The organism is Micromonospora sp. SD12, from assembly GCF_052068495.1.
Lineage (GTDB): Bacteria > Actinomycetota > Actinomycetes > Mycobacteriales > Micromonosporaceae > Micromonospora > Micromonospora echinofusca.
Map to the genome: position 1 here is coordinate 72837 of NZ_JBQHDF010000011.1, position 23475 is coordinate 96311.

Here is a 23475-nt window from a genome sequence, read left to right on the forward strand (position 1 = left end):
CAGTCACTACACCGGGTCCGTGGAGAGTCCCCTTCACCGCGATGGCTCCTACGTCTGGGCACCGCTTGCCCAGGGGTGGAGGATGGCGACCCCCGAAGAACTGGTTCGTCAGGCATTCATCCACCACCTGCATACGCATTATGGGTACTCCCTTGAACAAATGGCCCAAGAGAGGCCCATGCTGGTTGGGCGTCGAGCGACACGAGCAGACATTCTTGTGTGCCGAGACGCCGAGGCGCTGGCCGACAACCGCGACTACGTCTTGGTTGTCGAAACGAAGGCTGAGCACGTTCCACTGCTGGTGGATGACTACTGGCAAGGCGAAAGCTACGCCCGTACGGTCGGTTGCGAGTTCCTCGTGATGCACAACCAGAAGGAAACGCGGTGCCTTCTGCTGAAGCCTGGTGCGCCAGGTACGAGAACCGAGGTAGCAGACCTTCCGTCAGCGGCAGACTTGGCTGACAGCCGCAAGATGGCGGCGGTGCGGCGCGCCACAAAGGCATTCACGCGAGATGAGTTCCGGAAGCTCCTGCACGAGTGTCATTCGATTCTGCGGGACAATCACAAGATGGATCCCGGGTCCGCCTTCGATGAGATCTCGAAGGTTCTCTTCATCAAGATGGGATTCGAACGGACCGGAGAAAAGGAGCGCTTCACGCGGAGTTACCTGGACCGGTACGCACAAATTCGGCGGAGTAATCCAGATGGACTACTTCAGGACGTCTACGAAGACGCCAAGAAAATTTACGAGGCGGATGAGCTATTCGGCAAAGATGATCGGCTCCGCATCTCTCTCGCCACCTTCCGTCGAATCGTTGCAAAGCTGGAAGGATTTGACCTCTCCGCAACCAGCGATGACGTCAAGGGGATCGCCTTCGAACGCTTCCTCGGCCAGACCTTCCGGGGCGAGTTGGGCCAGTTCTTCACGCCTCGACCAGTTGTCGACTTCATGGTCGAGATGCTCGACCCTGGAGAAGACGACCTCGTGTGCGATCCAGCCAGCGGCACCGGCGGCTTCTTGATCAAGGTGTTCGAATACGTTCGCGACAAGATCATCGCAGACGTCGAGAACAACAAGAAGAAGGTTCGAGCCAAATTGGAGGCAAAGGTCGATGCAGAAGGCTGGACGGACGAGCATCTTCAGGCCTCCATTGAAAAGGAATTCGCCAAACTTAACCGACAACTGGACGAGTCGAATGAGGACTCACGGATAGGACGCTTGTCTCGTGCCCGGATTTACGGATCCGATGCGGAGCAGCGAGCGGCACGCACGAGCAAGATGAACATGATTATGCACGGCGATGGTCATGGCGGAATCTATTACCACGACGGGCTCATCGACGTCGGCGGAATCTTCCCGGGCCGCTTTAACCTCGTAATTACCAATCCGCCGTTCGGTTCGAACGTGGGCCGCGACCAAGTTGTCGGCGCGACCGAGCAGGCGAGGGTGCTGAGCGATGCAAAACGTATCAATGAGTACATCGAGCTATATGGCGAGAAGTGGCACTCCAGCCACATTAGGCTCCATCGGGCGGCCAAGGAACGCCAGCCCATTCTCAGCCTATTCGACATTGGCAGAGATCCGATCGGTAGCTCGGGAACATCGAAGATCAGAGCCAACAGATCTACCGAAACATTGTTCGTTGAGCGCTGCATTAACCTATTGGACCGAGGCGGCAAACTGGGCATCGTCTTGCCGGAAGGCATCCTCAACAATCCCTCGATGCAGTGGTTGCGAGACTATGTCGAAGGGCGAGCCAAGCTTCTCGCGGTCGTCTCAGTGCCCCACGATGTCTTCGCAAGCTCAAAGGCTACTGTAAAGACCTCCCTTGTCTTCCTTCAGCGCTTCACCGAAGAGGACGAGGAGGCATGGTCGGCCGCCCTCGATGAAGGCAGGGCATTTGCAGGTCAATGGGCAGCCCAGCGGCGGCATGAGGTAGAGGCCGAAGCTGCTGCTGCATGTCAAGCGCTCGGACCCGCTGCCGAACGTATGCGGCTCCTGCTCAATGAGCTCAACCAGCTCACCGACGAAGCGGTAGCCCTGCAACGATCGTTCCGGGCCGCAATGCGAAGCTTGGGCTCTCAAGATAAGGCAAAGGTGCGACGTTATCAGCGCGACGCAAGCGGGGACGGGTGGGCACCTGTAGGCACCTTGTTTACAGACAGCATCCCTGCAGGTTCCTCCGTGACCGCTGAAGACGCCATACAGGTTTGGACTCGCATTCGGTCGACCGAAGACCGTATTGCAACACGACGGCAGGAGTTCGAGTCCCTCTCAGTAACTCTGAACGAATCGGACCTTGAGGCAATTCAAGAAATCGTGACCAATGAAGCGGCGGCCTTCGCTGATATCGAGGCCCGGATTCAGGAGGTTGCGCGTCAGCGCGCACGCGAAATCTTCGATTACCCGGTGTTCATGGCAGAGGTAGAGAAGGCAGGTATTACGGCGACCGGTGAGACCGGCCCCGATGTCCCGAACGAACTCCCTGAAGTCCTCGACCGCTATCGCGAATTCCTGAAGAAGCTCAGCGAGCCAGAATATGTATAGCCAGACCGCCCGCTTCGCTGGACTGAAGCGCTGGGACGTCAAGCAACTTAGAACTCTGTCATGGCCCCAGGAGCCCTGCCTCCTGGAGCCGCTGGCGCGTCTCGCAGTGCGTCGGTCCGAACCTGCGACTTCGGCTGCACCCCTTGGAAGCATCTCGTTTGACGGAAGCGTCACTCTGCGCACGGGCGACAGGTCCATCCAGGGCAGGACGTACCTGGCCAGAAGCGGCGACCTGGTTTTTAGCAAAATTGATGCCCGCAACGGTGCGATCGGAATTGTCCCGCCCTCAATCGATCAATTGGCCTTCTCTAGCGAGTACCCGATCTTCGATCTAACGTCCGTGGGGGCACTCCTTCCTCAATACGCGGCGCTTCTGCTTCGGGCTCCCATCTTCCTTTCACAGCTCGAAGGACTTGCAGCAGGGCACAGTGGCCGGAAACGTGTCACGCCAGAGGATTTCCTGTCGCTTCGCGTCCCAGTGCCTGACGAAGACGTGCAGCGCTCGATCGTTGCGGAGTACGAGGAAAAGCTTGCGAACGCCATGGAGCGGATCGGAGAGGTCGAAAATATCGTTCCACAAGCTTCGGCTGAAATCCTTGACCTTCTTGGCATCTCGCTGGACCTTCGGCCGGCGGTTGGCACCCGCTTCACTGTCCAACTCAGCAAGCTCAGTACATGGAGCGTCCGGCGCGCCAGATCTGATCTGTCTGGGCTTTCGGATGAACTGCAGTGCGGATACCCGGTCCGCAGGCTCGGCGATCCAACAGTTGCCGCGATTCTGCGGGGAGTCTCGAAATCGCCTCGGAACCGACCTAATCGAAATGCCCGCCCATACGTGCGTGTCGCCAATTTACAGGCCGGCTTCATCGATTTATCAGATATACGAACTATCGACGTCCCCGAAGATGCGTTCGAATCAGTACGCCTCCACCTGCATGATGTTCTCGTCTGCCGGAACAACAGTCTTGAGCTGGTAGGAAAGGCGGCGCTCTGGCGCGGGCAGATCGGAGAGTGCACCCACGACGACCACATCTTCCGGGTTCGGGTGGTCGGCGATGCGGTTACGCCAGGCTACCTTGAGGCCTACATCAACACGCCCTACGCCCAAGCCTGGCTCCAGAGCCGGGCCCAGGTCACGACGAACCTAGCGGGAATCCCAGGCTCCGCCTTGGCAAACCTTCCGATTCCAATTCCCGACCATTCCGTTCAACTCAAGGTCGAGTCTTTGTATCAGACCGCGTTGGACACCTACGCTGCAACCGTAGACCAGACGTACCGAACACTGGAGGAAGCCCGCTCCCTCGCTGCAGCCAAGGTGTCGAGCGTGAAGGCTCGTACCTTGCGCTGACTGTCGCCATCGCCAAGGGCCCGTTCACCACTCCTGAGCCGGTCGATCTGATATGTCGCGAGGGTGCAACCGCTCTAATGCGGCACAGCACACCTTGAACCGTTGGGGCTGCCCTGGCCATGGCTTGTACCGCACAAGCGTGAGACAATCCTCCACTGTGCCGCAAGCCGCGAGAGGTCCCGGGGGTAGCTCTTGAGTCCGACCAGCCCACGAGCCGGCGACGGGGACGTTGCCCTCCAGGTGCGTCAGGTCGAAGCGTTTCTCCGAGCGAAGTATGTAGACGCCGGGTTGCTCGACCTCAGCGATCTTGAGGGCAAGCCGGACGAGGAACGTAAGCCGCGCATGTTGTCCAGGGCCTTGGCCGCCCAAGCGGTTCGGATCGTCACGGGTTGGACTCCGCAGGAGGCTGCACTTGCTGTCATCGACGGCCACGCAGACCAAGGTATTGACGCAATCGCGGTTGTGGATGGCTCGGATCCACATGTCTTTTTGGTTCAAGCAAAATGGAGCAAGAACGGAAGGGCAAGCTGCGATCGGTCTGCGGTACTGGAACTTCTTGGCGGGCTGCGGTTAATCGATGACGAAGACTTCGCCCCGTTCAATCCCCATGGCCGACAACTGGCCGAGCGGGCTAAGAGCGTTATGGCGAGCGGACCCGTGCCGGTTACACAAGTGATCGCGCTAATGCGAGCCGATGACGTGACCGATGGCTTCCGCCTAGCAATCGACCATGGCGAGAATGAGTTCAACCGCCACGGTGAAGTGCTGCGTCATCGAGTCATACTTTCTTCCGAACTGTGGGCGTCGGTTCGGCAGGATATAGCACCAAAACCAGTCGACTTGGAAGCCAACCTGTTTCCCTGGTTTGCCGTCAGCACCCCGTATGAATCATATCAAGGCGTCGTTGAGGCAGAGCAGGTAGCGCAGTGGCTCGCTCACGGCTCAAGCCTCTTCAATCTCAACATTCGCAACCCTCTTGGTCGCACGCCAATCAACAATGAGATTATCGATACGCTCACGAGCGAGCCGGCCCACTTTTGGTATTTCAATAATGGGGTCACAATTCTGTGCGAGTCGGCCGAAAAGGGCCAGCTGTCCATGCGATTCCCCCAATCGCGTCCGATCAGCTTGACCTTGCGCAACGCCAGCGTGGTAAACGGAGCTCAAACCGTTCGTTCAGTCGCTGAGGCCGTTGCCGCCGATGATGTCGCCGCATCGGCTCAGGTTGGCGTGCGCATCATTGTGACCGGGAAGTCTGCCGACTTCGCCAATCAGGCTACCCAGGCGACCAACCGTCAGAACCGGGTCGAAGCGAGAGACTTCATCGCGCTCGATCCAATCCAGGGTGTCATTCTAGACGAGATGCGAGCAGAGCTAGGGCTCGAGTACAGCGTCCGCCGCAGCGAGCTGGAGCCGCAACCTGACACCGGCTGCTCGGTGGTCGAGGCTGCATGTGCGCTGGCTTGTGCCCATCCCGACAGTCAGTACGCCGCTCGCATAGCGACCACTTTGGACCCGCTGTGGGAGCGGGGCACACAGGGCATCTACGACGCCCTATTCCGGCCGCAGCCTGGTGTCTACCTGCTCTGGAACGCGGTTCAGGTCCTGAGGCAGGTGAGGCGTACCCTCCATCAGCTACGCCCTCGCTATACAGGGCGTGGCGTTGCCTTGGCTGAGCATGGGATATATCTCCTTGCTCACCTGGTATTCCGTCGTCTCGATACCGACGCGATTGACGAACCGGACCCGCAGTTGGAGTGGGCCGAGCGCGCTGTTCGCGAGACAAAGCGGTTGGTTGAGGAACTCTTACCCATTGTCGCGGGCGTAATTGATGAGCTCTACACGGAGCGATCTCAGATCCGCTCAGTCTGCTCCGATGTATCTCGGTGCCGAGAAATAGCGCGGGAGATACTTGAAGGCATGCAACAAGGTCACCTTCCAGACCGGAGCAAGTATCGCCGCGTGCCAACAAGGCGCAAGCGACGCCCGAATGCCGTCTCCGTTCTGATAGATAAGGCCATTCTTGCTGAGGGAGAAGCGCTCACACTTTCGCCAGGCAACCGAGCTGAAGCCGAGGCATTGAGGGATTGGCTGGCGGAGGACCCAGCGCGGGCACGGGCCACTTGGACCCGCCATCGGACGAAACCGATCGTGTGGGCGACGGACGGCCTACGATACTCGCCATCCGGTCTGATCTCTCTTATGTGGGGGCTTGCTCGATGGGAAGACCGACCTGTGGCGAATCAAGGAACCGCCCGTTGGACTATCAGCACGGGCGAAACTCTGGCAGAGTTGGCATGGCGCGCCCTAGGCGAGCTTGACTCCTCCGAGGAGAACCCTGATCCGCAAGTCAGCGCGCTCTAGGGCGACTGGATTCGCTATTGCTCACCGTAGTGGTTGCGAGGTGGAGCGGCATGCCGGCAGCTTGAGTTTTCAGCTAACAGCGCCGACCTGCCATCCCGTCGCCGTCGACCCGCTCCCTGGGGAGCGGGCCGGCCGCCCGGCCGCCACGTGAAGCGGGCCTTGACACAAGCACGGACGCTGGCGGGTCGGGCGGCGGCCTGCTCGGCTCGCCCGGGTCGATGGCGGGCGGGATGGTCTACCGCAACCACCCACGGACGTGCCCGCCAGCGGAGCCCGGCCATCCTGGGGCCGGAGGCGCAGTGACCGCAACTCTGCGACCGGCGCCAGTTGGCTGACGTGGCCGGCGTGCGCTTCCCTACGCCGCGCTGGCTCGTGGCCGCGCGGCCCGGCCGGCTACCGGCCCACCACACCATCGGTCAGCGTGCTGTCGTTCTGCGGCGGCCCTTGCGGGCTTCCCGCTTTCCCCGCCAGCCACCGGGCTTCAGGCGGGTCGGCCGGAGAATGGCAGCAGCGGCAGCGGTCGGCACGCGCCCTGGCGGCGGCGCGTGCGGCCCGTTCAAGGCCGCCTTGATAGATGTACAGAAGGTCCTCCCACACCGGCCGGCAGCGGGCAGCCGGCAGCCGGGCTGTCCGGACTCCCGGCTGCCGGAGTCACGAGTGGTTGGCAGTACCGCTGCTACTCAGCCTCGGCCTGATAGCCGACGTGTGGCGACCCGGCCGCCGAGCGGACGTGGTAACCCCAGCAACGCAGTACCTGCGTCATCTTTGCCGCCCCAGCGGGATTCGCTGAGTGGATGTACACCACGCCGATCTCGAACGGCTGGTCCTCGAACGCAGCTTGTTCCAATACCTCGACGACCGGCCAGATGGTGTCGTCCTCGCCCAGGTCGTGGTCGAGCCACAGTTCCTCTAACCGCTGGCCGCGATACCGATCCAGAGCTTCGATTCCCGCCTTGCTCGTGCGCGCCACCTGCGCCACCCGGCCATCCGTGAACGAGCGCAGGTCGTCGACCATCACGATTTGTCGATGCTTCCCGGTCACAACATCGCCATCCTTCGCGTCGCGGCCCAGCAACGCCACCAAGATTGGCACCGCCAGTCGATAGGCCACAGCCGGTTGATGTGCCAGTACCCGGTGCTACCGTGGTCTTCGTCGAGCACATCAGTGCGGTTCTCTGGCCGAATCGCTGGTCTCGACCTCGGATTTGCCGAGGGCCTTCCTGCCGCTGATGCGGGTCACGTCCCGCCGGCTCCTCGATCACACGGCCGCTGTGCCGGCCTCCGGAATCCACTGAGCGGCCCAGCACGGCCTTCCTGCCGTCCATGATCGCCCGAATTTGCGCGCTTCGACGGATGGGTTTGCCTGCGGCAACCCGCCAGAATGCCGACGACCAGGCACTCCACCCATGCTCGTCGACCTGGACGTGCACCCGCGCGTCATCATGCAGGTGCTCCGGCGCGCAGAGGTGTCGGTGACGATGGAGATTTACTCGCAGGCGTCCTCGGACGCCTCCCGCGACGCCCTCAAGCGCCTGGGGGAGAGCCTGCGGTGACCGCTGCTGCTGTACTCGACTGCTGTACGAATGCATCAGGGGCCACTCTCATCGATGGAGAGTGGCCCCTGACCTCGGTCGGGGTGGCCGGATTCGAACCGACGACCTCTTCGTCCCGAACGAAGCGCGCTACCAAGCTGCGCCACACCCCGAGGCGTGCCGACAAATAGTAGCCCACCCCGCCCGGCGGTCAAACTCGGTACCCCCGTCGGTCCGACTGCCCCGGCCGGTCGCATGGACGGGGCAGCTCGACAGGCGGTCCGCCCACCCACCAGCCAGCGGCGCCCGGCCAGCCCGCCGCCGCTAGCACGCGGCGCAGGTCCGGTGCTGGCGGCGTGGGTCAGCGCGGGATCAGGGTGAGCACGCTCGCCTCCGGCGGGCAGGCGAACCGGATCGGCGCGGTCGGGTGCGTACCGAGGCCGGCGGAGACGTGCAGCCACGCGTCGGAGCCGGGCCAGCGGTGCAGGCCGCGTGCCATGGAGCGGGGCAGGCCGCAGTTGGTGACCAGCGCGCCGACCCCCGGTACGCAGACCTGGCCGCCGTGGGTGTGCCCGGCGAGCATCAGCCCGAAGCCGTCGGCGGCCATCCGGTCGAGGACGGCCGGCTCGGGGGAGTGGGTGAGCGCGATCGACAGGTCGGCGGTCGGCGACACCGGCCCGGCCACGGAGTCGTAGTCGTCCCGCTCGACGTGCGGGTCGTCCACCCCGAGCAGCTCGACGACCCGGCCGCCGGCCTTAACGGTGGTGCGGGCGTTGTTCAGGTCCGTCCAGCCGGCGCCGACGAAGACCTCACGCAGCTCCTCGTGCGGCAACTCGACGCCCTCGGTGTACTCCCGGTCGGGCAGGAAGTAGGTGAACGGGTTCTTCCAGACCGGCCCGGTGTAGTCGTTCGAGCCGAAGACGAAGGCCCCCGGGTAGTCGAGCAGCGGCTGGAGGGCGCGCAGCACGCCGGACACGGCGCCGGGGTGCGCCATGTTGTCCCCGGTGACCACGACCAGGTCGGGGTCGAGGGCGGCCAGCGACGCCACCCAGCGCTGCTTGCGCCCCTGGTCGGGCATCATGTGCAGGTCCGACAGGTGCAGGATCCGCAGGGGCTCCGCGTCGGCCGGCAGCACCGGCACGTCGTACCGCCGCAGGGTGAACATGTTGCGCTCGACGAGTGACGCGTACGCCAGGGTCGCCGCGCCGAGGGCGGCGGTCCCGGTCGCGAGCCGGAATAGTGTGCGCTTTCGCATGGCGTTCAGGGTAGTTTCACCGACCATGAGCACGCTGAAGGACCGTCTGACCGCCGACATGCGCGCCGCCCTGAAGGCGCGCGACGAGCTGACCACCTCCACGCTGCGGATGGCGCTCGCCGCCGTCGGCACCGCCGAGGTCGCCGGCAAGGCCAAGCGCGAGCTCACCGACGACGAGGTGCTCGCGGTGCTGACCAAGGAGGCGAAGAAGCGCCGGGAGGCCGCCACCGCCTTCGGTGACGCCGGCCGCACCGAGCAGGCCGCGAAGGAGACCGCCGAGGGCGAGGTGCTGGAGCGTTACCTGCCGAAGCAGCTCCCCGACGCCGAGCTGACCGAGCTGGTCGCGGGGGCGCTCGCCGCAGGCGGCTTCACCGGCAAGGCGCAGATGGGCCCGGCCATGAAGGCGGCCCAGGCGGCGGTGGCCGGCCGGGCCGAGGGCGGTCGGGTCGCCGCCGAGGTACGCCGACAGCTCGGCCTCTGACTCCGGCCGCACCGACCCGCGTACGCGAAACGGGCGGGCACCCCGCGAAGGGTGCCCGCCCGTGGCGTTCGTGCGGCCGGCTCAGCCGCCGGGGCGGCCCGGCGGACGGCCGGGGTTGTTCGGCGGCCCGCCGTTGCCGGGCGTCGTGCCCGGGGTGGTACCGCCGCCGGAGCTGATCTGGATGGTCACCACGCCGCCCTTGATGGTGCGGCCGTCGGGGCTGGTGCCGGCAGCCTTGCCGGCGGGGCAGCTCGACGGGACCTTGATGTCGGAGATGATCGCGTCGAAGCCCTCCGCCTCGATCCGGGACTTCGCCTGCTGCGGGTCCAGGCACTTGACGTCGGGGATGCGGCGCTGGTCGCCCTCACGGATCTTCTGGCCCGGGGGCTCGAAGTTGATCCGCTTCTTGCCCTTCATGGCGTCGCGCAGCGTCTCGTAGACCGGCGGGTTGATGCCGTCCTTCTGCTTGTGCTTCATCTTGACGTTGGTCTGCGGCCAGTCCGGGTCGGCCATGATGCCCGCCACCGCGTACTGCTTGGTCATCGCGACGAGCGAGGCGGTCTTCTCCGAGTCGGTGGTGCCGGACTTGCCGGCCACCGGCGCGTCGACGGCCTGCTTGACCTCGGCGGCCGTACGGCTGCCGCCGCACCGGCTGGTGGAGGAGTTGTCACCGACCGGGCAGCGGGCGGCGTCGACGGCGGCGCGGGCCACCTCGGTGCTGACCCGCTTCTCGCAGCGCGGGTTGGCGATGTCGAGCTTCTTGCCCTCCGGGTCCTTGATCTCCTGCACCGGGATGGGCTCGCAGTACTTGCCGTCCGCCGCGAGGGTGGCGTAGGCGTTGGCCAGCTCCATCGGGGTGGTCTGCGAGACGCCCAGGGTGAAGGCACCCCAGTCGTGCGCGGCCTCCTTGGTGCCGCTCAGCCGGCGGTCCTCCGTGGTGCGGAACTGGATGCCGAGCCGCTTGGCCACGTCGACCACGTTCTCGGCGCCGACCTGCTGCTGGAGCGGCACGAAGTACGTGTTGATCGACTGGGCGAAGGCACTCCACATGTTCTGCACGCCACCGGCCTTCTTGCCGGAGTTGGTCGGGCAGTACAGGTTGGTGCCGGGGCAGGCTGCGGGCCCGGGCTGGATCCGGTATTCCGAGCGGAACTGCTGCGGGGCGTTGATCGTGTAGCCGAGCGGGATGCCCTTCTCCAGCGCCGCCACGATCGTGAAGATCTTGAAGGTCGAGCCGGCCTGGTAGCCCGTCAGGCCGTCGCCGCCGGTGAGCAGCGGGTTCACGGTGTTCGGGTAGTTGCCGAGCTTCTTCTTCTTGCGCTGCTTGGGGTCGCTGTGCGGCTTGTTGGCCGGCTTCTTCGGGTCGTCGAGCTTGAAGTTGCGGTTCACCGCCAGCGCCCGTACCCGGCCGGTGCCCGGCTCCACCACCGCGACCATGGCGGCTTCCTTGCTCTTCTCCGACTTGGCCTTGCGGACTGCCTTGTCGGCGCCCCGCTGGGCCTGCGGGTCAAGCGTGGTGATGATGGTGTAGCCGCCGCTCTTGAGCCGCCGCTCCCGGTCGTACGAGGTCGAGCCGAACGTCTCCTGCCCCATCCACCAGCGGTAGAAGTAGTCGCAGAAGAAGCCCCAGCCCTTCTCGTTGGTCGAGACGCAGCCGTTGGGGGCCCGCTTGCCGGTGACCTTGAGCTGGACGGCCTTCGCCGCGTCCGCCTCCTGGCGGGTGATGGCGCCGGTCTCGACCATGTTCTCGATGACGTAGTCGCGCCGGTCGACCGCCGCCTTGTAGCCGCTCTTGGTGGTCGGGTCGTTGGTGCTCGGCGCCTTCACCATGCCGGCGAGCATGGCCGCTTCCTCGATCTTCAACTTGCTCGGCGGCTTGTTGAAGTAGACCTGGCTGGCGGCGTAGATGCCGTACGCGCCGTTGCCGAACGCGGCGATGTTGAGGTAGCGCTCCAGGATCTCGTCCTTGGAGAGCTCCTTGTCGATCTGGATGGCGTAGCGCATCTCGCGCAGCTTGCGGGCGCTGGTGTCCTCGGTGGCCGCGACGACGTCCGCCGGGTGGCTCGCCGAGTAGGCGATGGCGAGCCGGACGTACTGCATGGTCAGCGTCGAGGCGCCCTGCTGGCTGGACGCGTTGGACTGGTTGTTGACGAAGGCCCGGGCGATGCCGTTGAGGTCCACGCCGTTGTGCTTGTAGAAGTCGTGGTCCTCGGCGGCGACGATCGCCTTCTGCATGATGGGCGCGATGTCGGCCAGCTTCACGTCGCGACGGTTCTCGTCGTACATGGTCGCCAGCGGGGTCTTGCCGTCGGAGGCGAGCAGGTAGCTGATCTGTGGCGCGCGGGCCACGGTCAGCTCCTTGGGTAGTGCGCCGAAGGTCTCGGCGCCGGCCTTCGCGGCAAGCCCGGACATCGCCACCGCGGGGAAGGCCGCCGCCGCGACCACCACGCCGGCCAACAGGCCACAGATGAGTAGCGATGCGGCGTTGGTCAGCACATTGTGGTCACGTTTCCGCATCCAGGTCACCTCGACAGGGTACGCGAGTAGGGAACGAGGGGCGCCGGGGCGTTCTTTCCCCATTTCCTGCGCGCGCCGACCTCGTTGTGCTAAACGCACGACCCCCGGTGCGTGGTTGCGTGGATCCGGCGCCGAGTCTCTCTCCTTCCGGGAGGGGCCCGCAGCGTTTTCACGGACTCCGACGGGGTAACCGGCGGTCGCGAAGCCCGGGAAGCCGGGAGTGTCCGGAATGATGGATTTCGCCGACAACGTTGCGTAATCAGTCGACTACAGAGCATGATGGTGGCGGCGACAGCGCCACATGTCGTCCGTGCCGCCTTGGGGAAGGCAGGCCGGGCGATCGGGGGGAATTGCCGGCTGGTCCGCGACGGGGTCGGTAGGTACTGCAAGGGGGGACGTGTACAGATGGGCATGATCACTGACTGGCCGTCGCTGGCGGCGTGTCAGAACGGGGACCCGGACGCGTTGTTCGTACAGGGCGCCGAACAGAACGTGGCGAAGCGGATCTGCCGGAGCTGCCCAGTTCGGTACGAGTGCCTGGCCGACGCGCTGGACAACCGGATCGAGTTCGGCGTGTGGGGCGGCATGACCGAACGCGAACGCCGCGCGCTGTTGCGCCGTCACCCCCAGGTGGCGAGCTGGCGCAAGATGTTCGAGGCCGCGATGAAGAAGAACGCCAAGGACAAGGCCGGCAAGGACAAGATCCTCGTCACCACCGCCGGCTGAGCGCCGTCACGGCCGGCTGATCGCCGCGCCGATCGTCCGCAGCCCGTCGACGTCGTGCACGTCGGCGGGCTGCGCCGTCACCGACACCGCCGGCACCGCCGGGAACGCCTCGGTGAACCGGGTCGCCACCTGTCGCTCGCGTACCGCCTGCTGGGCCAGCGCGGCGTGGGCCCGCAGCACGTCGACGGTGCCCTCGTGCCCGCCGAGGCCGGCCAGCCGCTCCGCGGCGGCCAGGCTCTCGGCCGCGTCGAGCGCCGGCACCGCCGAGCGGTGCACCCGGTTGAGCACCAGGCCCGCCAGCGGCATCTTCTCCTCGCGCAGCCGGCCCGCGAAGTAGGCCGCCTCCCGGACCGCGTCCGGCTCAGGCGCCGCGACCAGCAGGAACGCCGTCTCCCGGGCCTGGAGGATGCGGTACGTCTGCTCGGCGCGCTGACGGAAGCCGCCGAACATCGAGTCCAACGCGGCGACGAAGCCGGACAGGTCGGTCAGCAACTGGGCCCCGAGCACCTTCTGCACGACCTTGGAGAACATCCCGAACGAGGCCGTGACCAGGCTGAACATGCTCCGCCCGCCGGTACGCGCCGGGGCCAGCAGCAACCGCAGCATCCGCCCGTCGAGGAAGCGGGACAGCCGGGCCGGGGCGTCCAGGAAGTCCAGCGCCGAGCGGGACGGCGGGGTGTCCACCACGATCAGGTCCCACTCGCCCCGGGCGTGCAACTGGCCCAGCTTCTCCATCGCCATGTATTCCTGCGTGCCGGCGAAGGTCGAGCTCATGGCCTGGTAGAAGGGGTTGGCGAAGATCTCTTCCGCCTTCGCCCGATCGGTGTGCTGGAGCACCACGTCGTCGAACGTGCGCTTCATGTCGAGCATCATGGCGTGCAGCTCGCCGCCGCTGGCCTCGACGTCGATGCCCTTGACCTGGCGGGGGGTGTTGTCCAGCTCGGTCAGCCCGAGCGACTGGGCCAGCCGGCGGGCCGGGTCGATGGTGAGCACCACCGTACGCCGGCCGTGCCGCTCGGCGGCGCGCAGCGCGAGCGCGGCGGCCGTGGTCGTCTTCCCCACCCCGCCCGCCCCGCAGCACACCACGATCCGGACGCCCGGATCGGCGAGGATCTGGTCGACGTCCAGCTGCGGCGCCGCGTCTTCGGAAGGCACCAATCGAGCGTATCGGGCCGGGTCGGTCCTTGCGCCGTGCCGCTGGCAGGTGTGAGTCAATCGGCCCCGACGAGGGCCGCGGCGAGCCGGTCCAGGCCGGCCCGGTCCACCCCGTCGGGCAGCAGGGGCAGCTCCGTCATCGGCAGCCCCAGCTCCACCAGGTCGGCCCGGAGCGTCTCCTCCAACTCGCGGCGGACGGCCTGGTCGCGCGCCTCGGCGGCCAGCCCGGCGACGGTCTCCCGGTCGGTCGGCAGCCCGGCGGCGCGCAGCCCCCGTTCAAGTTCGGCGGCGGCCACCACCCGCCCGGCGGGCAGCGGCGGCCGGGCCCCGTTGACGATCACCCGACCCACCGGGAAGCCGAGCTGGGTCAGCTCGGCGATCGCGTCGACCGTCTCCTGGACCGGCATCTCCTCCAGCAGGGTGACGACGTGCACGGCGGTGATCGGGGAGCGCAGCAGGGCGGCGACCCCCTCGCTCTGGGTCTTGATCGGGCCCACCTTGGCCAGCCGGGCCGTCTCGGCGGTGACGTTGAGGAACCGGCCGATCCGCCCGGTGGGGGGCGCGTCCAGCACCACGGCGTCGTACGCGCGCCGCTGGCCGGCGGTGCGGGTGGTGGCCTCCTTCACCTTGCCGGTGAGCAGGACGTCCCGCAGGCCGGGGGCGATGGTGGTGGCGAAGTCGATCGCCCCGAGCTTGCGCAGTGCCCGGCCGGCCGCGCCGAGCTTGTAGAACATGTCGAGGTACTCCAGCAGGGCCTCCTCGGCGTCGACCGCCAGGGCCCGCACCTCCCCGCCGCCCGGCGCGTCGGTCAGGTGCCGCTCCTCGTACGGCAGCGGGTCGGTGCCGAAGAGCTGGGCGATGCCCTGCCGCCCCTCGACCTCGACCAGCAGCGTGCGCCGGCCGCCGGCGGCCAGCGCCAGGGCCAGCGCCGCCGCGACGCTGGTCTTGCCGGTGCCGCCCTTGCCGGTCACGACATGGAGGCGGGCCGGCCACTGGGTGCCGGCCGGGTCGGCCGGCGACTCTGCTGCTCGCACCCGTCGAGCCTATCCAGGCCGCCGGCTCAGGCGACCTCGCAGACCCACCAACCCGTCTTCTTCACCACGGTGAACCGCAGGTCCTGGTCGGCCACCTTCTCGTCGGCGGTGGTCATGGTGACCTTGGTGGTGACCGTGGCCCGGTCACCGGTCTGGTTGTCCACCTGCGGGGTGCTCCACCGGAACCGGGGGTTCTGGTGGGCCGAGACGTGCTTCTCGACCTCGGCCACCTTGGCCGCGATCTTCTTCTCGTCGCGCGAGGAGGAGCAGACCAGCCCGGCCGCCCGGTCGGCGTCACGCTCCTGGTAGACGGCCTTGAGGAACTCGTCCACCGCGACCGCCGGCTCCTTCGCCCCCTCGCCGCTCTCGGCGTCGCGCAGCGTCAGGAACGCCACGACGCCGCCGCCGGCGCAGAGCAGCAGGATCACGGCCAGGGCGATGGAGGCGATGAGCGCGCCGCGCTTCTTCTTCGGCGCGGCGGGCGGCTGGTGGGGCGGGTACCCGGGCGGGGCCGGAGGGAACGCCGGGTCCCGGGCGACGGCGGGGCCGGGCGGAACGGCGGCGGGGCTGCCGGGCGGGACGGCGGGGCCGGGCGGAGCAGCGGCGGGGCTGCCGGGCGGGACGGCGGGGGCGGCGGCCGGGCCGGGCGTCCCCGTGGCGTCGGGGGTCGCCGGGGGGTCCGGCTGGTCGGCCGGTCCGACGGGGCCACCGCTGGGTGGTTGGGTCATCTCATCCCCCGGGGTTGCGACGTCGTCGCCTGACCGGGCGACGTGCGTGATCGAGCTGGCGGCGAGCCGGCGAGCGCCCGTCCGACCGGAAGGGTAGCGGTCGGTTCGTCGCGCCGGGGGGTCGTGGGTGCCGTCAGTTTCCTTACCGACGCTGTGTCGCATATGTGACTTTGGGTGACCGGGTGTGCGCGTCCGGTTGGCGGGACTGTCGCCCCGGACCTACGTTCTCAGCGGCGCGGGGGCGGGCCAGGCGCAGCGTCCGGGCCCGAAGTGATGACGTGACCAGGTACAACGCCCGGAGGCAAGGCATGCGCGACGTGGACAACATCCCCCGAGGCCAGTTCCCGGCGGGCGACCGGGCGCGGCGGCCCGCCTCCTCGGGCGACGCCGAGGGCGGCGTCGGCCTGCCCATCAACGAGCGGTCGTACCGGCGGCTGGCCGAACCCGTCGAGGTGGTGCGCGTCCCCGGCCGGCCGGGCCCCGGGGGCCGGGACGAGGAGGAGCCCGGGTTCGTCATCCACCTGCCGATCCGGGTCGCCGACCTGAGGGCGGCCACGGCGCTGGCCGGGACCGTCGCCACCTCGCTGAGCTTCCTGGTCGAACTGGACGCCGGCGAGACCACCGTGTCGAGCACGGACGACCAGAACAACCGGCACCGCGTCTTCTGCGACCTGCTGCTGCCGGACCGCTCCCGCTGCCCCCAGGCGTACGAGCACGGCGGCCCCTGCGGGGAGGTGCCGGCGGCCCCGGAGCAGCGTCCCGCGCCCGGCCCGTCCGCCGGACCGTAGGCTGTGCGTCGAGAAGTCGAACTCCATCAGAGGGAGCCCTCCACCGATGCAGAAGTGGGAATACGCCACGGTCCCGCTGCTGGTCCACGCGACCAAGCAGATCCTCGACAACTGGGGCGAGGACGGGTGGGAACTCGTCTCCGTGGTTCCCGGTCCCAACCCGGAGCAGCTCGTCGCGTACCTGAAGCGGGCGAAGGCATGAGCAACGGTCCGCACGCGAAGCTCGCCGAGCTCGGGCACACGCTGCCCGAGGTGGTCCCGCCGGTGGCCAGCTACGTGCCGGCCGTCCAGTCCGGGCAGCACGTCTACGTCTCCGGGCAGCTGCCGATGGTCGAGGGGAAGCTGCTCGCCACCGGCAAGGTCGGCGCCGGCGTCTCCGCCGAGCAGGCCAAGGACCTGGCCCAGCGGTGCGCGCTCAACGCGCTGGCCGCGATCGACTCGCTGGTCGGCCTGGAGAACGTCGTGAAGGTCGTCAAGGTGACCGGCTTCGTCGCCGCCGCCTCCGGCTTCACCGCCATCCCGGGCGTGATCAACGGCGCGTCCGACCTGTTCGGCGCGGTCTTCGGTGAGGCCGGCCGGCACGCGCGCAGCGCCGTCGGCGTCGCCGAGCTGCCCCTGGACGCCCCCGTCGAGGTCGAGGTCGTCGTCGAGGTCTCCTGACCCGCGCCGCCTCCCCCGCGATCTGGCACTCCGCGCCTGGCAAAAGCCGTGAAGCGGTACGTATCGAGGGCCGGATCTGCAAGATCGCGGGGAGCGGCCAGCGGGGCCGTACGATCGCAGCCATGACCGGGCACTTCACCGCGCCGGCGGCGGCGCTCGCCGGCGAACTGCCGGACTGGGTGACGCTGCTGCGTGCCCCGAACCCGGGGCCGATGACGCTCGACGGCACCAACACCTGGGTGCTGCGCGCCCCCGGCCAGGAGCACGCCGTCGTCGTCGACCCGGGCCCGGCCGACGAGGGGCACCTGGCGGCGATCGCCGCGCTGGGGCCGATCGGCCTGGTGCTGATCACCCACGGCCACCCCGACCACACCGACGGCTCGCGCCGCCTGCACGACCTGCTCGACGGGGTGCCCGTACGCGCCGCCGACCCGACGCACACCATCGCCGGGGAGCCGCTGGCCGGGCCGGGGGAGGAACTCGGCGACCACGGGCTGAGCGTCCGACTCGTGCCGACCCCCGGGCACACCGGCGACTCGGTCTGCTTCCTGGTCGGGCACGGCGACGAGCGGGCGGTGCTGACCGGCGACACGATCCTCGGCCGGGGCACCACCGTGGTCGCCCACCCGGACGGGCACCTCGGCGACTACCTGGCCAGCCTGGAGCTGCTCTCCGCGTACCGGGGGATCACGGCGCTGCCGGGGCACGGCCCGGCGCTGGCCGACTGCGGCGCCGCCGCGGACTTCTACCTCGCCCACCGCCGGGCCCGGCTCGACCAGGTCCGGGCGGCGGTCGCCGGGGGCGCCGGCACCGCCGCGGAGGTGGTCGCGACGGTCTACGCCGACGTCGACCGGTCGCTGTGGTGGGCCGCCGAGTGGTCCGTACGGGCCCAGCTGGAATACCTGGGCCGGGAATCCGGCGGAGGCACCGCGGGGTTGGAGCAAGCGTGACCTGCCCGGTGTGCGGAACCGTCGCCGTGCCCGGCGCGCGGTTCTGCCACAACTGCGGCGCCGCGCTGCCGGCCGCCGCGACGCTGCCCGCGGCCGAACGCCGCGTGGTGACGGTGCTCTTCGGCGACCTGTCCGACTTCACCTCCTGGTCGGAGGACCTCGACCCGGAACGCGTCGGCGCGGTCACCGACCGGGTGCTCGCCGCCCTGGCCGGCGCGGTGAAGACGTTCGGCGGGCACGTCGACAAGCTCACCGGCGACGGGATCATGGCGGTCTTCGGCGCGCCGGTCGCGCACGAGGACGACGCCGAGCGGGCCGTACGCGCCGCGCTGTCGATGCAGCGGGCCGTCCGCCGGGTGCTCGACGACGAGCGCGGCGGCGGCGCGCCGCTCGGCCTGCGGGTCGGGCTGAACACCGGCGACGTGATCGCCGGCATCCAGGCCGCGATCGAGTACACGGTCATCGGCGACACCGTGAACACCGCCGCCCGGCTGGCCGACGCCGCCGCCGTCGGCGCGGTCTACGCGGGGGCGCGCACCTCCGCCGCCACCCGGCACGTCGCCTCCTGGCGGGCGCTGCGCCCGCTGCGGCTCAAGGGCAAGCGCGAGCCGGTCGAGGCGTACGAGCTGCTGGGCCTGCTGGACGCCCCGGGCACCCGGTCCGGCCTCGGCGACGAGGCCCCCTTCGTGGGCCGGGAGACCGAGATCGGGCGGGTCGCCGGCCGGCTGGCCGAGGTGATCGACCGCGCCGAGCCCCGGGTGCTGCTGATGACCGCCGAGGCCGGGATCGGCAAGTCCCGCTTCGCCGCCGAGGTGGAACGCCTCGCCGCCGGCTACGACGTCGGCGCCGGCCGGTACGCCGCGCACACCGGCGCCCGAGTGCTGTCGGTACGCTGCGCCGCGTTCGGCGAGCGGCGCCGGCTCGCGCCCCTGGCCGACCTGGTCCGGGCGGCGGTCGGCCTGCCCGGCGACCCCGCCACCGCGCTCACCCGCCCGGCCGTGGAGGAGCGCCTGCGCCGGCTCGGCCAGCGACTCAGCCGCTCCGGCGAGCCGGCCGCGATCACCACCGACCAGCTGCTGGCCCTGCTCGGGTACGCCGAACTGCCCGGTGGCGCGGCCGACCAGGGCGAGTGGGGCACCGCCCAGCCCGCCGACGCCGACGCCGTGCCGAACGCGGTCGCGGACCTGCTCACCGCGCTCGCCGGGGAGGCGCCCCTGGTGGTCGTCGTGGACGACCTGCACGACGCCACCGCCGAGACCATCCGGGCGCTCGGGGTCACCCTGTCCCGGCTCACCGGCCCGGTGCTGGTCCTGCTGCTCGGCCGGCCCGAGCTGGTGCGTACCGCCGGGGCGCTGACCCGGGTCGCGGACGCCGAGGTGCACGCGCTGCCGCCGCTGCGCGGTGCCGACGCGGCCCGGCTGCTCACCACCTACCTCGGCGGCGGCAGGCTGCCGCAGGCCGACGCCGACCGGCTGCTCGCCACCGCCCAGGGCAACCCGTTCTACCTGGCCGAGCTGGTCACGCTGCTGATGGAGCGGGGCGCGCTGACCGCCGTCGCCGAGCGCAACTCCCCGAGTCCGGGCAGCTGGCGGCTCGTGCCCGGCTCGCTCGGCAGCCGCCTGCTCTCCCGCGACCTGGCCGCGGTGCTCGCCGCGCGCATCGACGCGCTGCCGGCGGAGGCCCGCTCCGTGCTGCGGGACGCGGCGGTCGTCGGCGACACGGTGCCGGACGGCGCGCTGGAGGCGCTGCGCGAGCAGCGGGCCGGCCGCGACGGCCGGCCGGCGGCGGTGGTCGCCGTCGAGCTGGAACGGGCCGTGGAGGAGCTGCTGCAACGCCGGATGCTGCACCGCACCCGCACCGGCTACGCCTTCGCGACCCCGCTGATGCGGGAGGCCGCGTACGCCGGGGTGAGCAAGGCCGAACTGGCCGAGCGGCACGCGGCGCTGGCCCGCTGGGCCGCGGCGGATCCGCTGGCGGGGGCGGGCGCGCCGGGTGGCTTCACCGAGGCCGCCCGGGACGTCTTCGTGGCCCAGCACGTCGAACGGGCCGCCACGCTGGCCGACGCGGTCGGGCTGCGGCCGGACGCGCCGGCACGGGCCGTCGTCGGCCTGGGCGTCGCCGCGCTCGGCGGGGCCGCCCGCCGGTCGTTGCAGGCGGGCGAGCCCGCGCTGGCCGTGGAGTACGCCGAACGCGCCGCCGAGCTGGCCCGCGACGGGGTGCCGGCGGCGGACCGGGTGGTGCACGCGCGGGCGCTGCTCCAGGTCGGTCGCCCCGCCGACGCCCTCGCCTTCGCCGAGAAGATCGCCGCGAACGCCGGCGACGAGTCCGCCGTCCGGACCAGTGCGCTGCTGCTCGCCGGGCAGGCCCACCAGACCATGGGCGACCAGGCGCGCGCGGTGGCCTGCTGGCAGGAGGCGTTGCAGGTGGCCACGGCCGGCGGGCTGCCGACGCTGCGCGCCTCGGCGATGCGCCGCCTCGGCATGGCCGACTTCATCGCCGGGCGGCTGGGGCAGGCCAGCAGCCGGCTCGCCGCGTCGTACCAGGTCAGCCTCCAGGCGCAGGACCGCCGGGGGCAGGCGTGGTCGTTGCAGAACCTGGCCTGGGTGACCACCACCCGGGGCGACTTCGCCGGCACCGACGCGGTGCTCGGCCGGGCCGCCCGGCTCTTCGCCGAGCTGAAGGACCCGTACGGGCGGGCCTGGCTGCGCGGCACCACCGCCTTCGCGCGGCTGCTCGCCGGCCGGCTGCGCGAGGCGTGCCGGATGGCGCAGGTCTTCCTGCCGTTCGGCGAGCGGGTCGGCGAGTCGTGGGCGGTGGGCACGCTGCGCGCGGTCGAGGCGTTCGCCACCGCCGAGCTGGGCGAGCTGGCCGAGGCGGACCGGGGGGCCCGCCGCGCGTACCGGGAGTTCGCCGCCGCCTCCGACGACTGGGGGCGCGGGTTCGCGCTGGTCGTCCGGGGGGTCGTGGCGCGCGGGCTGGGCGAGCCGGGGCACGCCGCCGACCTGCTCACCGACGCGCTGTCGTACGCGGAGCGCACGTCGCACCCGCTGCTCACGGGGATGGCCGGCACGCTGCGCGGGTTCGTGGCGCTGGACCTGGGCGACTGCGAGACGGCCGAGCGGGACGCCCGGTCGGTGCTGACCGCCGTGGAGCCGCACAACCCGCAGGCGCCCGCGCAGGTGGGGCCCCGGGTGCTGCTGGCCACCGCCCGGTTGGCCGCCGGCGACTCCGCGACCGCCGTCGGGCTGCTCGCCCCGGTGGCCACCGCCGCCGCCACCGTGCCCTCGCTGCTCTTCTCCCGCCGCCAGACCATGGCCCGGTACGCGTCCGCGCTGCTCGCCCACGGCCAGTGCGAGCAGGCGTTGGACTGGGCGCGGCGGGCCGTCACCGTCCCGTCGGAGGACGTGCGCAGCCAGGTGGTCGCCGCGAGCGTGCTCGCCGAGGCGCTCGCGGCCTGCGGCCGGCACGAGGAGGCGCTGGCCTGCGCCGAGGAGGCGGTCCGCTTGGCGTACGCGACCGAGCAGCGCAGCGAGCGCCGCGCCGCCGACGCCCTGCGCGCCCGCCTCGCCACCCCCTAGGCGTGGGCGGCGAGGTCGGGCGGGGCAGGGGTCGGCGGTCGTCGGCGCTCAGGTGCCGGTAGGGGTACGGGAGCCGGTGCCGGCCGTGCCGCGGGTCGCGACGAGGCTCCAGCCGATGGAGACGGCGAGGGTGGCGACGATGACGCCGAGGGTCAGCGGGATGGGCAGCTTGCCCACCGGGGTCTCGGAGAGGACGAGCTTGACGCCGGCGAAGGCCAGCAGGAACGCCAGCCCGTAGTGCAGGTGCACGAAGCGGCGCAGCAGCCCGGCGAGGCAGAAGTAGAGGCTGCGCAGGCCGAGGACGGCGAAGGCGTTGGCGGTCCAGACGATGAACGTGCTGGTGGTGATCGCGAGGATCGCGGCCACGGAGTCGATGGCGAAGATCAGGTCGGTGGCCTCGACGGCGACGAGGACGATGAACAGCAGCGTCGCCGTACGCCGGCCGTCGATGCGGGTGAAGAACCTGCTCCCGTGGTAGCGGGCGTCGGTGGGGACGATCCGGCGGACGAGGCGGACGACGAGGTTCCGGTCGGGCTGCGTCTCGGCGTCGTGCCGGAAGGCCATCTTCCAGCCGGTCCAGACCAGGAAGGCGCCGAAGACGTACGCGGTCCAGAAGAACGTCTCGAGCAGTCCCGCGCCGAGGAGGATGAAGACGAAACGGAACAGCAGCGCGCCGACGACCCCCCAGAACAGCACCTTGTGCTGGTAGGCGGCCGGTACCGCGAAGTAGCTGAAGACCAGGGCGAACACGAAGACGTTGTCGACCGACAGGGCCTTCTCGATGAGGTAGCCCGCGAAGTAGGCACCGGCGGCCTCGTCGCCCTGCCACAGCCAGAGCAGGACGCCGAAGGCGAGGCCGGCGGCGATCCAGATCGCCGACCACGTGGCCGCCTCGCGCAGGCCGATGACGTGGTCGTCGCGGTGCAGCAGCAGGTCGACCGCCAGCATGGCGGCGATCGCGGCGGTGAGGGCCAGCCAGGCCCACCAGGGTACGGACATCGGGGCTCCCTTTGACCGGGCCGGCGCCGGGGCGCCGGCGTGCTGGCCGAAGGTCTCCCCGGACCGCCCGGTGCGGCGGTCCGCGCGACCGGGACCCGGGTGGGTCCGTACTGACGGCCGGCGCGTCCGGTGGCGGGTACTCCCCCTCGAACTACGTTTCATTATTCACGAAATATGGTTCGTCTGTCTAGTGCCCCGCCGCGCGGTCCGACCCCCGAAGTCTGGCGTTTCTGGGGATGCGGTGTGTCGGGGGTGGCCGATAGCGTGTCAGGTCCGAGGGGCGGTCGGGCGTGCGACCGCGTCGGGTCTGGGGAGGGCCGTCATGAGGTTGCCGCGTTCGGCCGCCGGATGGACGATCGCGGTCTTCGGCGTGCTGGCCCTGCTCATGGGAGCGGTCGGGCTGCTCTGGCCCGAGGCGCTGCTGCGCCTGCTCGGCCTCGAGGTGCCGGCGACGCGCGCCGCGGGCGACCACACCGGCACCTTCCTGACGGCCTCCTCGATGGCCTCGTTCAACATGGGGGTCTACTACCTGCTCGCCACCGCCACCGAGTGGCGCCCGTTCTTCCGCTTCACGGTGCTGTTCCGGCTGGTCACGTTCACGGTGTTCAGCATCGCGGTGCTGGCCGACGTCGCCCCCGGGCGGTTCTTCGGGGTGGCGCTCTGGGAGGGCCTCGGCGCGGCGGCGACCGCCGTCGGGCTCTGGTGGGACGGCCGTCGCGCGGGCCCCGGGGCGGTGGGTGCCAGGCGTGATTCCGCCGTCGGTGCCGTGCCGTCCGCCGATGCGGCTCACTGAGCCGCCGGTCCGATTGGGT

At 69.5% G+C, this 23475-nt stretch carries 18 protein-coding genes, 1 tRNA gene and 1 pseudogene; 12 read left to right on the top strand and 8 right to left on the bottom strand.

Annotation, left to right across the window (positions count from 1 at the left end; translation table 11 throughout):
* Positions 1-82 precede the first annotated feature (82 nt).
* From ACTMS2_RS20680 to ACTMS2_RS20690, 3 genes are all read left to right on the top strand, one after another.
* Complete coding sequence (locus tag ACTMS2_RS20680; RefSeq protein ID WP_441176875.1) at positions 83-2548, top strand: N-6 DNA methylase; 2466 nt, start codon at positions 83-85, stop codon at positions 2546-2548.
* A gap of 478 nt (positions 2549-3026) precedes the next feature.
* Positions 3027-3896, top strand: a complete 870-nt coding sequence (locus ACTMS2_RS20685) for a hypothetical protein (protein WP_441176876.1) — start codon at positions 3027-3029, stop codon at positions 3894-3896.
* Positions 3897-4184: 288 nt separating this feature from the next.
* Positions 4185-6260 carry an AIPR family protein gene (locus ACTMS2_RS20690; protein ID WP_441176877.1) on the top strand — a complete coding sequence of 692 codons (2076 nt, stop codon included), beginning with the start codon at positions 4185-4187 and terminating at the stop codon, positions 6258-6260.
* Positions 6261-6936: 676 nt separating this feature from the next.
* On the opposite strand, the gene ACTMS2_RS20695 is transcribed toward ACTMS2_RS20690, so the two are convergent.
* Positions 6937-7275, bottom strand: coding sequence for a cyclic-phosphate processing receiver domain-containing protein (locus ACTMS2_RS20695; RefSeq protein ID WP_441176935.1), 339 nt, complete (start codon positions 7273-7275; stop codon positions 6937-6939).
* 391 nt (positions 7276-7666) lie between these two features.
* Between ACTMS2_RS20695 and ACTMS2_RS20700 the strand changes: the two are divergent.
* Positions 7667-7813 (top strand): annotated as a pseudogene (locus ACTMS2_RS20700) (site-specific integrase); the annotation flags it as partial.
* A gap of 78 nt (positions 7814-7891) precedes the next feature.
* Here the strand turns inward: ACTMS2_RS20700 and ACTMS2_RS20705 are convergent.
* Both ACTMS2_RS20705 and ACTMS2_RS20710 read right to left on the bottom strand, forming a co-directional pair.
* Positions 7892-7965, bottom strand: a tRNA-Pro gene (locus ACTMS2_RS20705).
* A 188-nt stretch (positions 7966-8153) separates the two neighbouring features.
* Positions 8154-9047, bottom strand: a complete 894-nt coding sequence (locus tag ACTMS2_RS20710) for a metallophosphoesterase (RefSeq protein WP_441176878.1) — start codon at positions 9045-9047, stop codon at positions 8154-8156.
* A gap of 25 nt (positions 9048-9072) precedes the next feature.
* Between ACTMS2_RS20710 and ACTMS2_RS20715 the strand changes: the two genes are divergently transcribed.
* Entirely contained in the window at positions 9073-9528 is a 456-nt protein-coding gene (locus ACTMS2_RS20715; protein ID WP_441176879.1) for a GatB/YqeY domain-containing protein, read from the top strand.
* A gap of 81 nt (positions 9529-9609) precedes the next feature.
* Here the strand turns inward: ACTMS2_RS20715 and ACTMS2_RS20720 are convergent, their stop codons facing one another.
* Positions 9610-12045, bottom strand: a complete 2436-nt coding sequence (locus ACTMS2_RS20720) for a penicillin-binding protein (protein WP_441176880.1) — start codon at positions 12043-12045, stop codon at positions 9610-9612.
* A gap of 405 nt (positions 12046-12450) precedes the next feature.
* Here ACTMS2_RS20720 and ACTMS2_RS20725 point away from each other — a divergent pair, with 405 nt between their 5' ends.
* Positions 12451-12771, top strand: a complete 321-nt coding sequence (locus tag ACTMS2_RS20725) for a WhiB family transcriptional regulator (protein ID WP_089003040.1) — start codon at positions 12451-12453, stop codon at positions 12769-12771.
* A gap of 6 nt (positions 12772-12777) precedes the next feature.
* On the opposite strand, the gene ACTMS2_RS20730 is transcribed toward ACTMS2_RS20725, so the two are convergent.
* Genes ACTMS2_RS20730 through ACTMS2_RS20740 form a run of 3 tightly spaced genes read right to left on the bottom strand, consistent with a single transcriptional unit; the run spans position 12778 to position 15688 of the window.
* Positions 12778-13929, bottom strand: a complete 1152-nt coding sequence (locus ACTMS2_RS20730; protein ID WP_441176881.1) for an ArsA family ATPase — start codon at positions 13927-13929, stop codon at positions 12778-12780.
* Between the two features lie 53 nt (positions 13930-13982).
* Complete coding sequence (locus ACTMS2_RS20735; protein WP_441176882.1) at positions 13983-14960, bottom strand: ArsA family ATPase; 978 nt, start codon at positions 14958-14960, stop codon at positions 13983-13985.
* 26 nt (positions 14961-14986) lie between these two features.
* Positions 14987-15688, bottom strand: coding sequence for an Rv0361 family membrane protein (locus tag ACTMS2_RS20740; RefSeq protein WP_441176883.1), 702 nt, complete (start codon positions 15686-15688; stop codon positions 14987-14989).
* 308 nt (positions 15689-15996) lie between these two features.
* On the opposite strand from ACTMS2_RS20740, the gene ACTMS2_RS20745 reads away from it, so the two are divergent.
* The 5 genes from ACTMS2_RS20745 (at position 15997) to ACTMS2_RS20765 (ending at position 21664) form a co-directional block, all read left to right on the top strand.
* On the top strand, positions 15997-16476 hold the full coding sequence (locus tag ACTMS2_RS20745) for a hypothetical protein (protein ID WP_441176884.1): 480 nt from the start codon (positions 15997-15999) through the stop codon (positions 16474-16476).
* Positions 16477-16522: 46 nt separating this feature from the next.
* Positions 16523-16678: a DUF4177 domain-containing protein gene (locus tag ACTMS2_RS20750; RefSeq protein WP_012184767.1), complete on the top strand. Its 156-nt coding sequence runs from the start codon at positions 16523-16525 to the stop codon at positions 16676-16678.
* Positions 16675-17136 (top strand): RidA family protein, encoded by a 462-nt coding sequence (locus ACTMS2_RS20755; RefSeq protein ID WP_357722523.1) that lies wholly within the window; start codon positions 16675-16677, stop codon positions 17134-17136. Before ACTMS2_RS20750 ends, ACTMS2_RS20755 begins: the two co-directional genes overlap by 4 nt.
* A 122-nt stretch (positions 17137-17258) precedes the next feature.
* Entirely contained in the window at positions 17259-18086 is an 828-nt protein-coding gene (locus ACTMS2_RS20760; RefSeq protein WP_441176885.1) for an MBL fold metallo-hydrolase, read from the top strand.
* Positions 18083-21664, top strand: coding sequence for an adenylate/guanylate cyclase domain-containing protein (locus ACTMS2_RS20765; RefSeq protein WP_441176886.1), 3582 nt, complete (start codon positions 18083-18085; stop codon positions 21662-21664). Before ACTMS2_RS20760 ends, ACTMS2_RS20765 begins: the two co-directional genes overlap by 4 nt.
* Before the next feature lie 48 nt (positions 21665-21712).
* Here ACTMS2_RS20765 and ACTMS2_RS20770 read toward each other — a convergent pair whose 3' ends face one another.
* Entirely contained in the window at positions 21713-22663 is a 951-nt protein-coding gene (locus tag ACTMS2_RS20770) for a TerC family protein (RefSeq protein ID WP_089003048.1), read from the bottom strand.
* 322 nt (positions 22664-22985) lie between these two features.
* Between ACTMS2_RS20770 and ACTMS2_RS20775 the strand changes: the two genes are divergently transcribed.
* The gene (locus ACTMS2_RS20775; protein WP_441176887.1) at positions 22986-23456 is read left to right on the top strand and encodes a hypothetical protein; all 471 of its coding nucleotides are present in this window, start codon (positions 22986-22988) and stop codon (positions 23454-23456) included.
* Positions 23457-23475 lie beyond the last annotated feature (19 nt).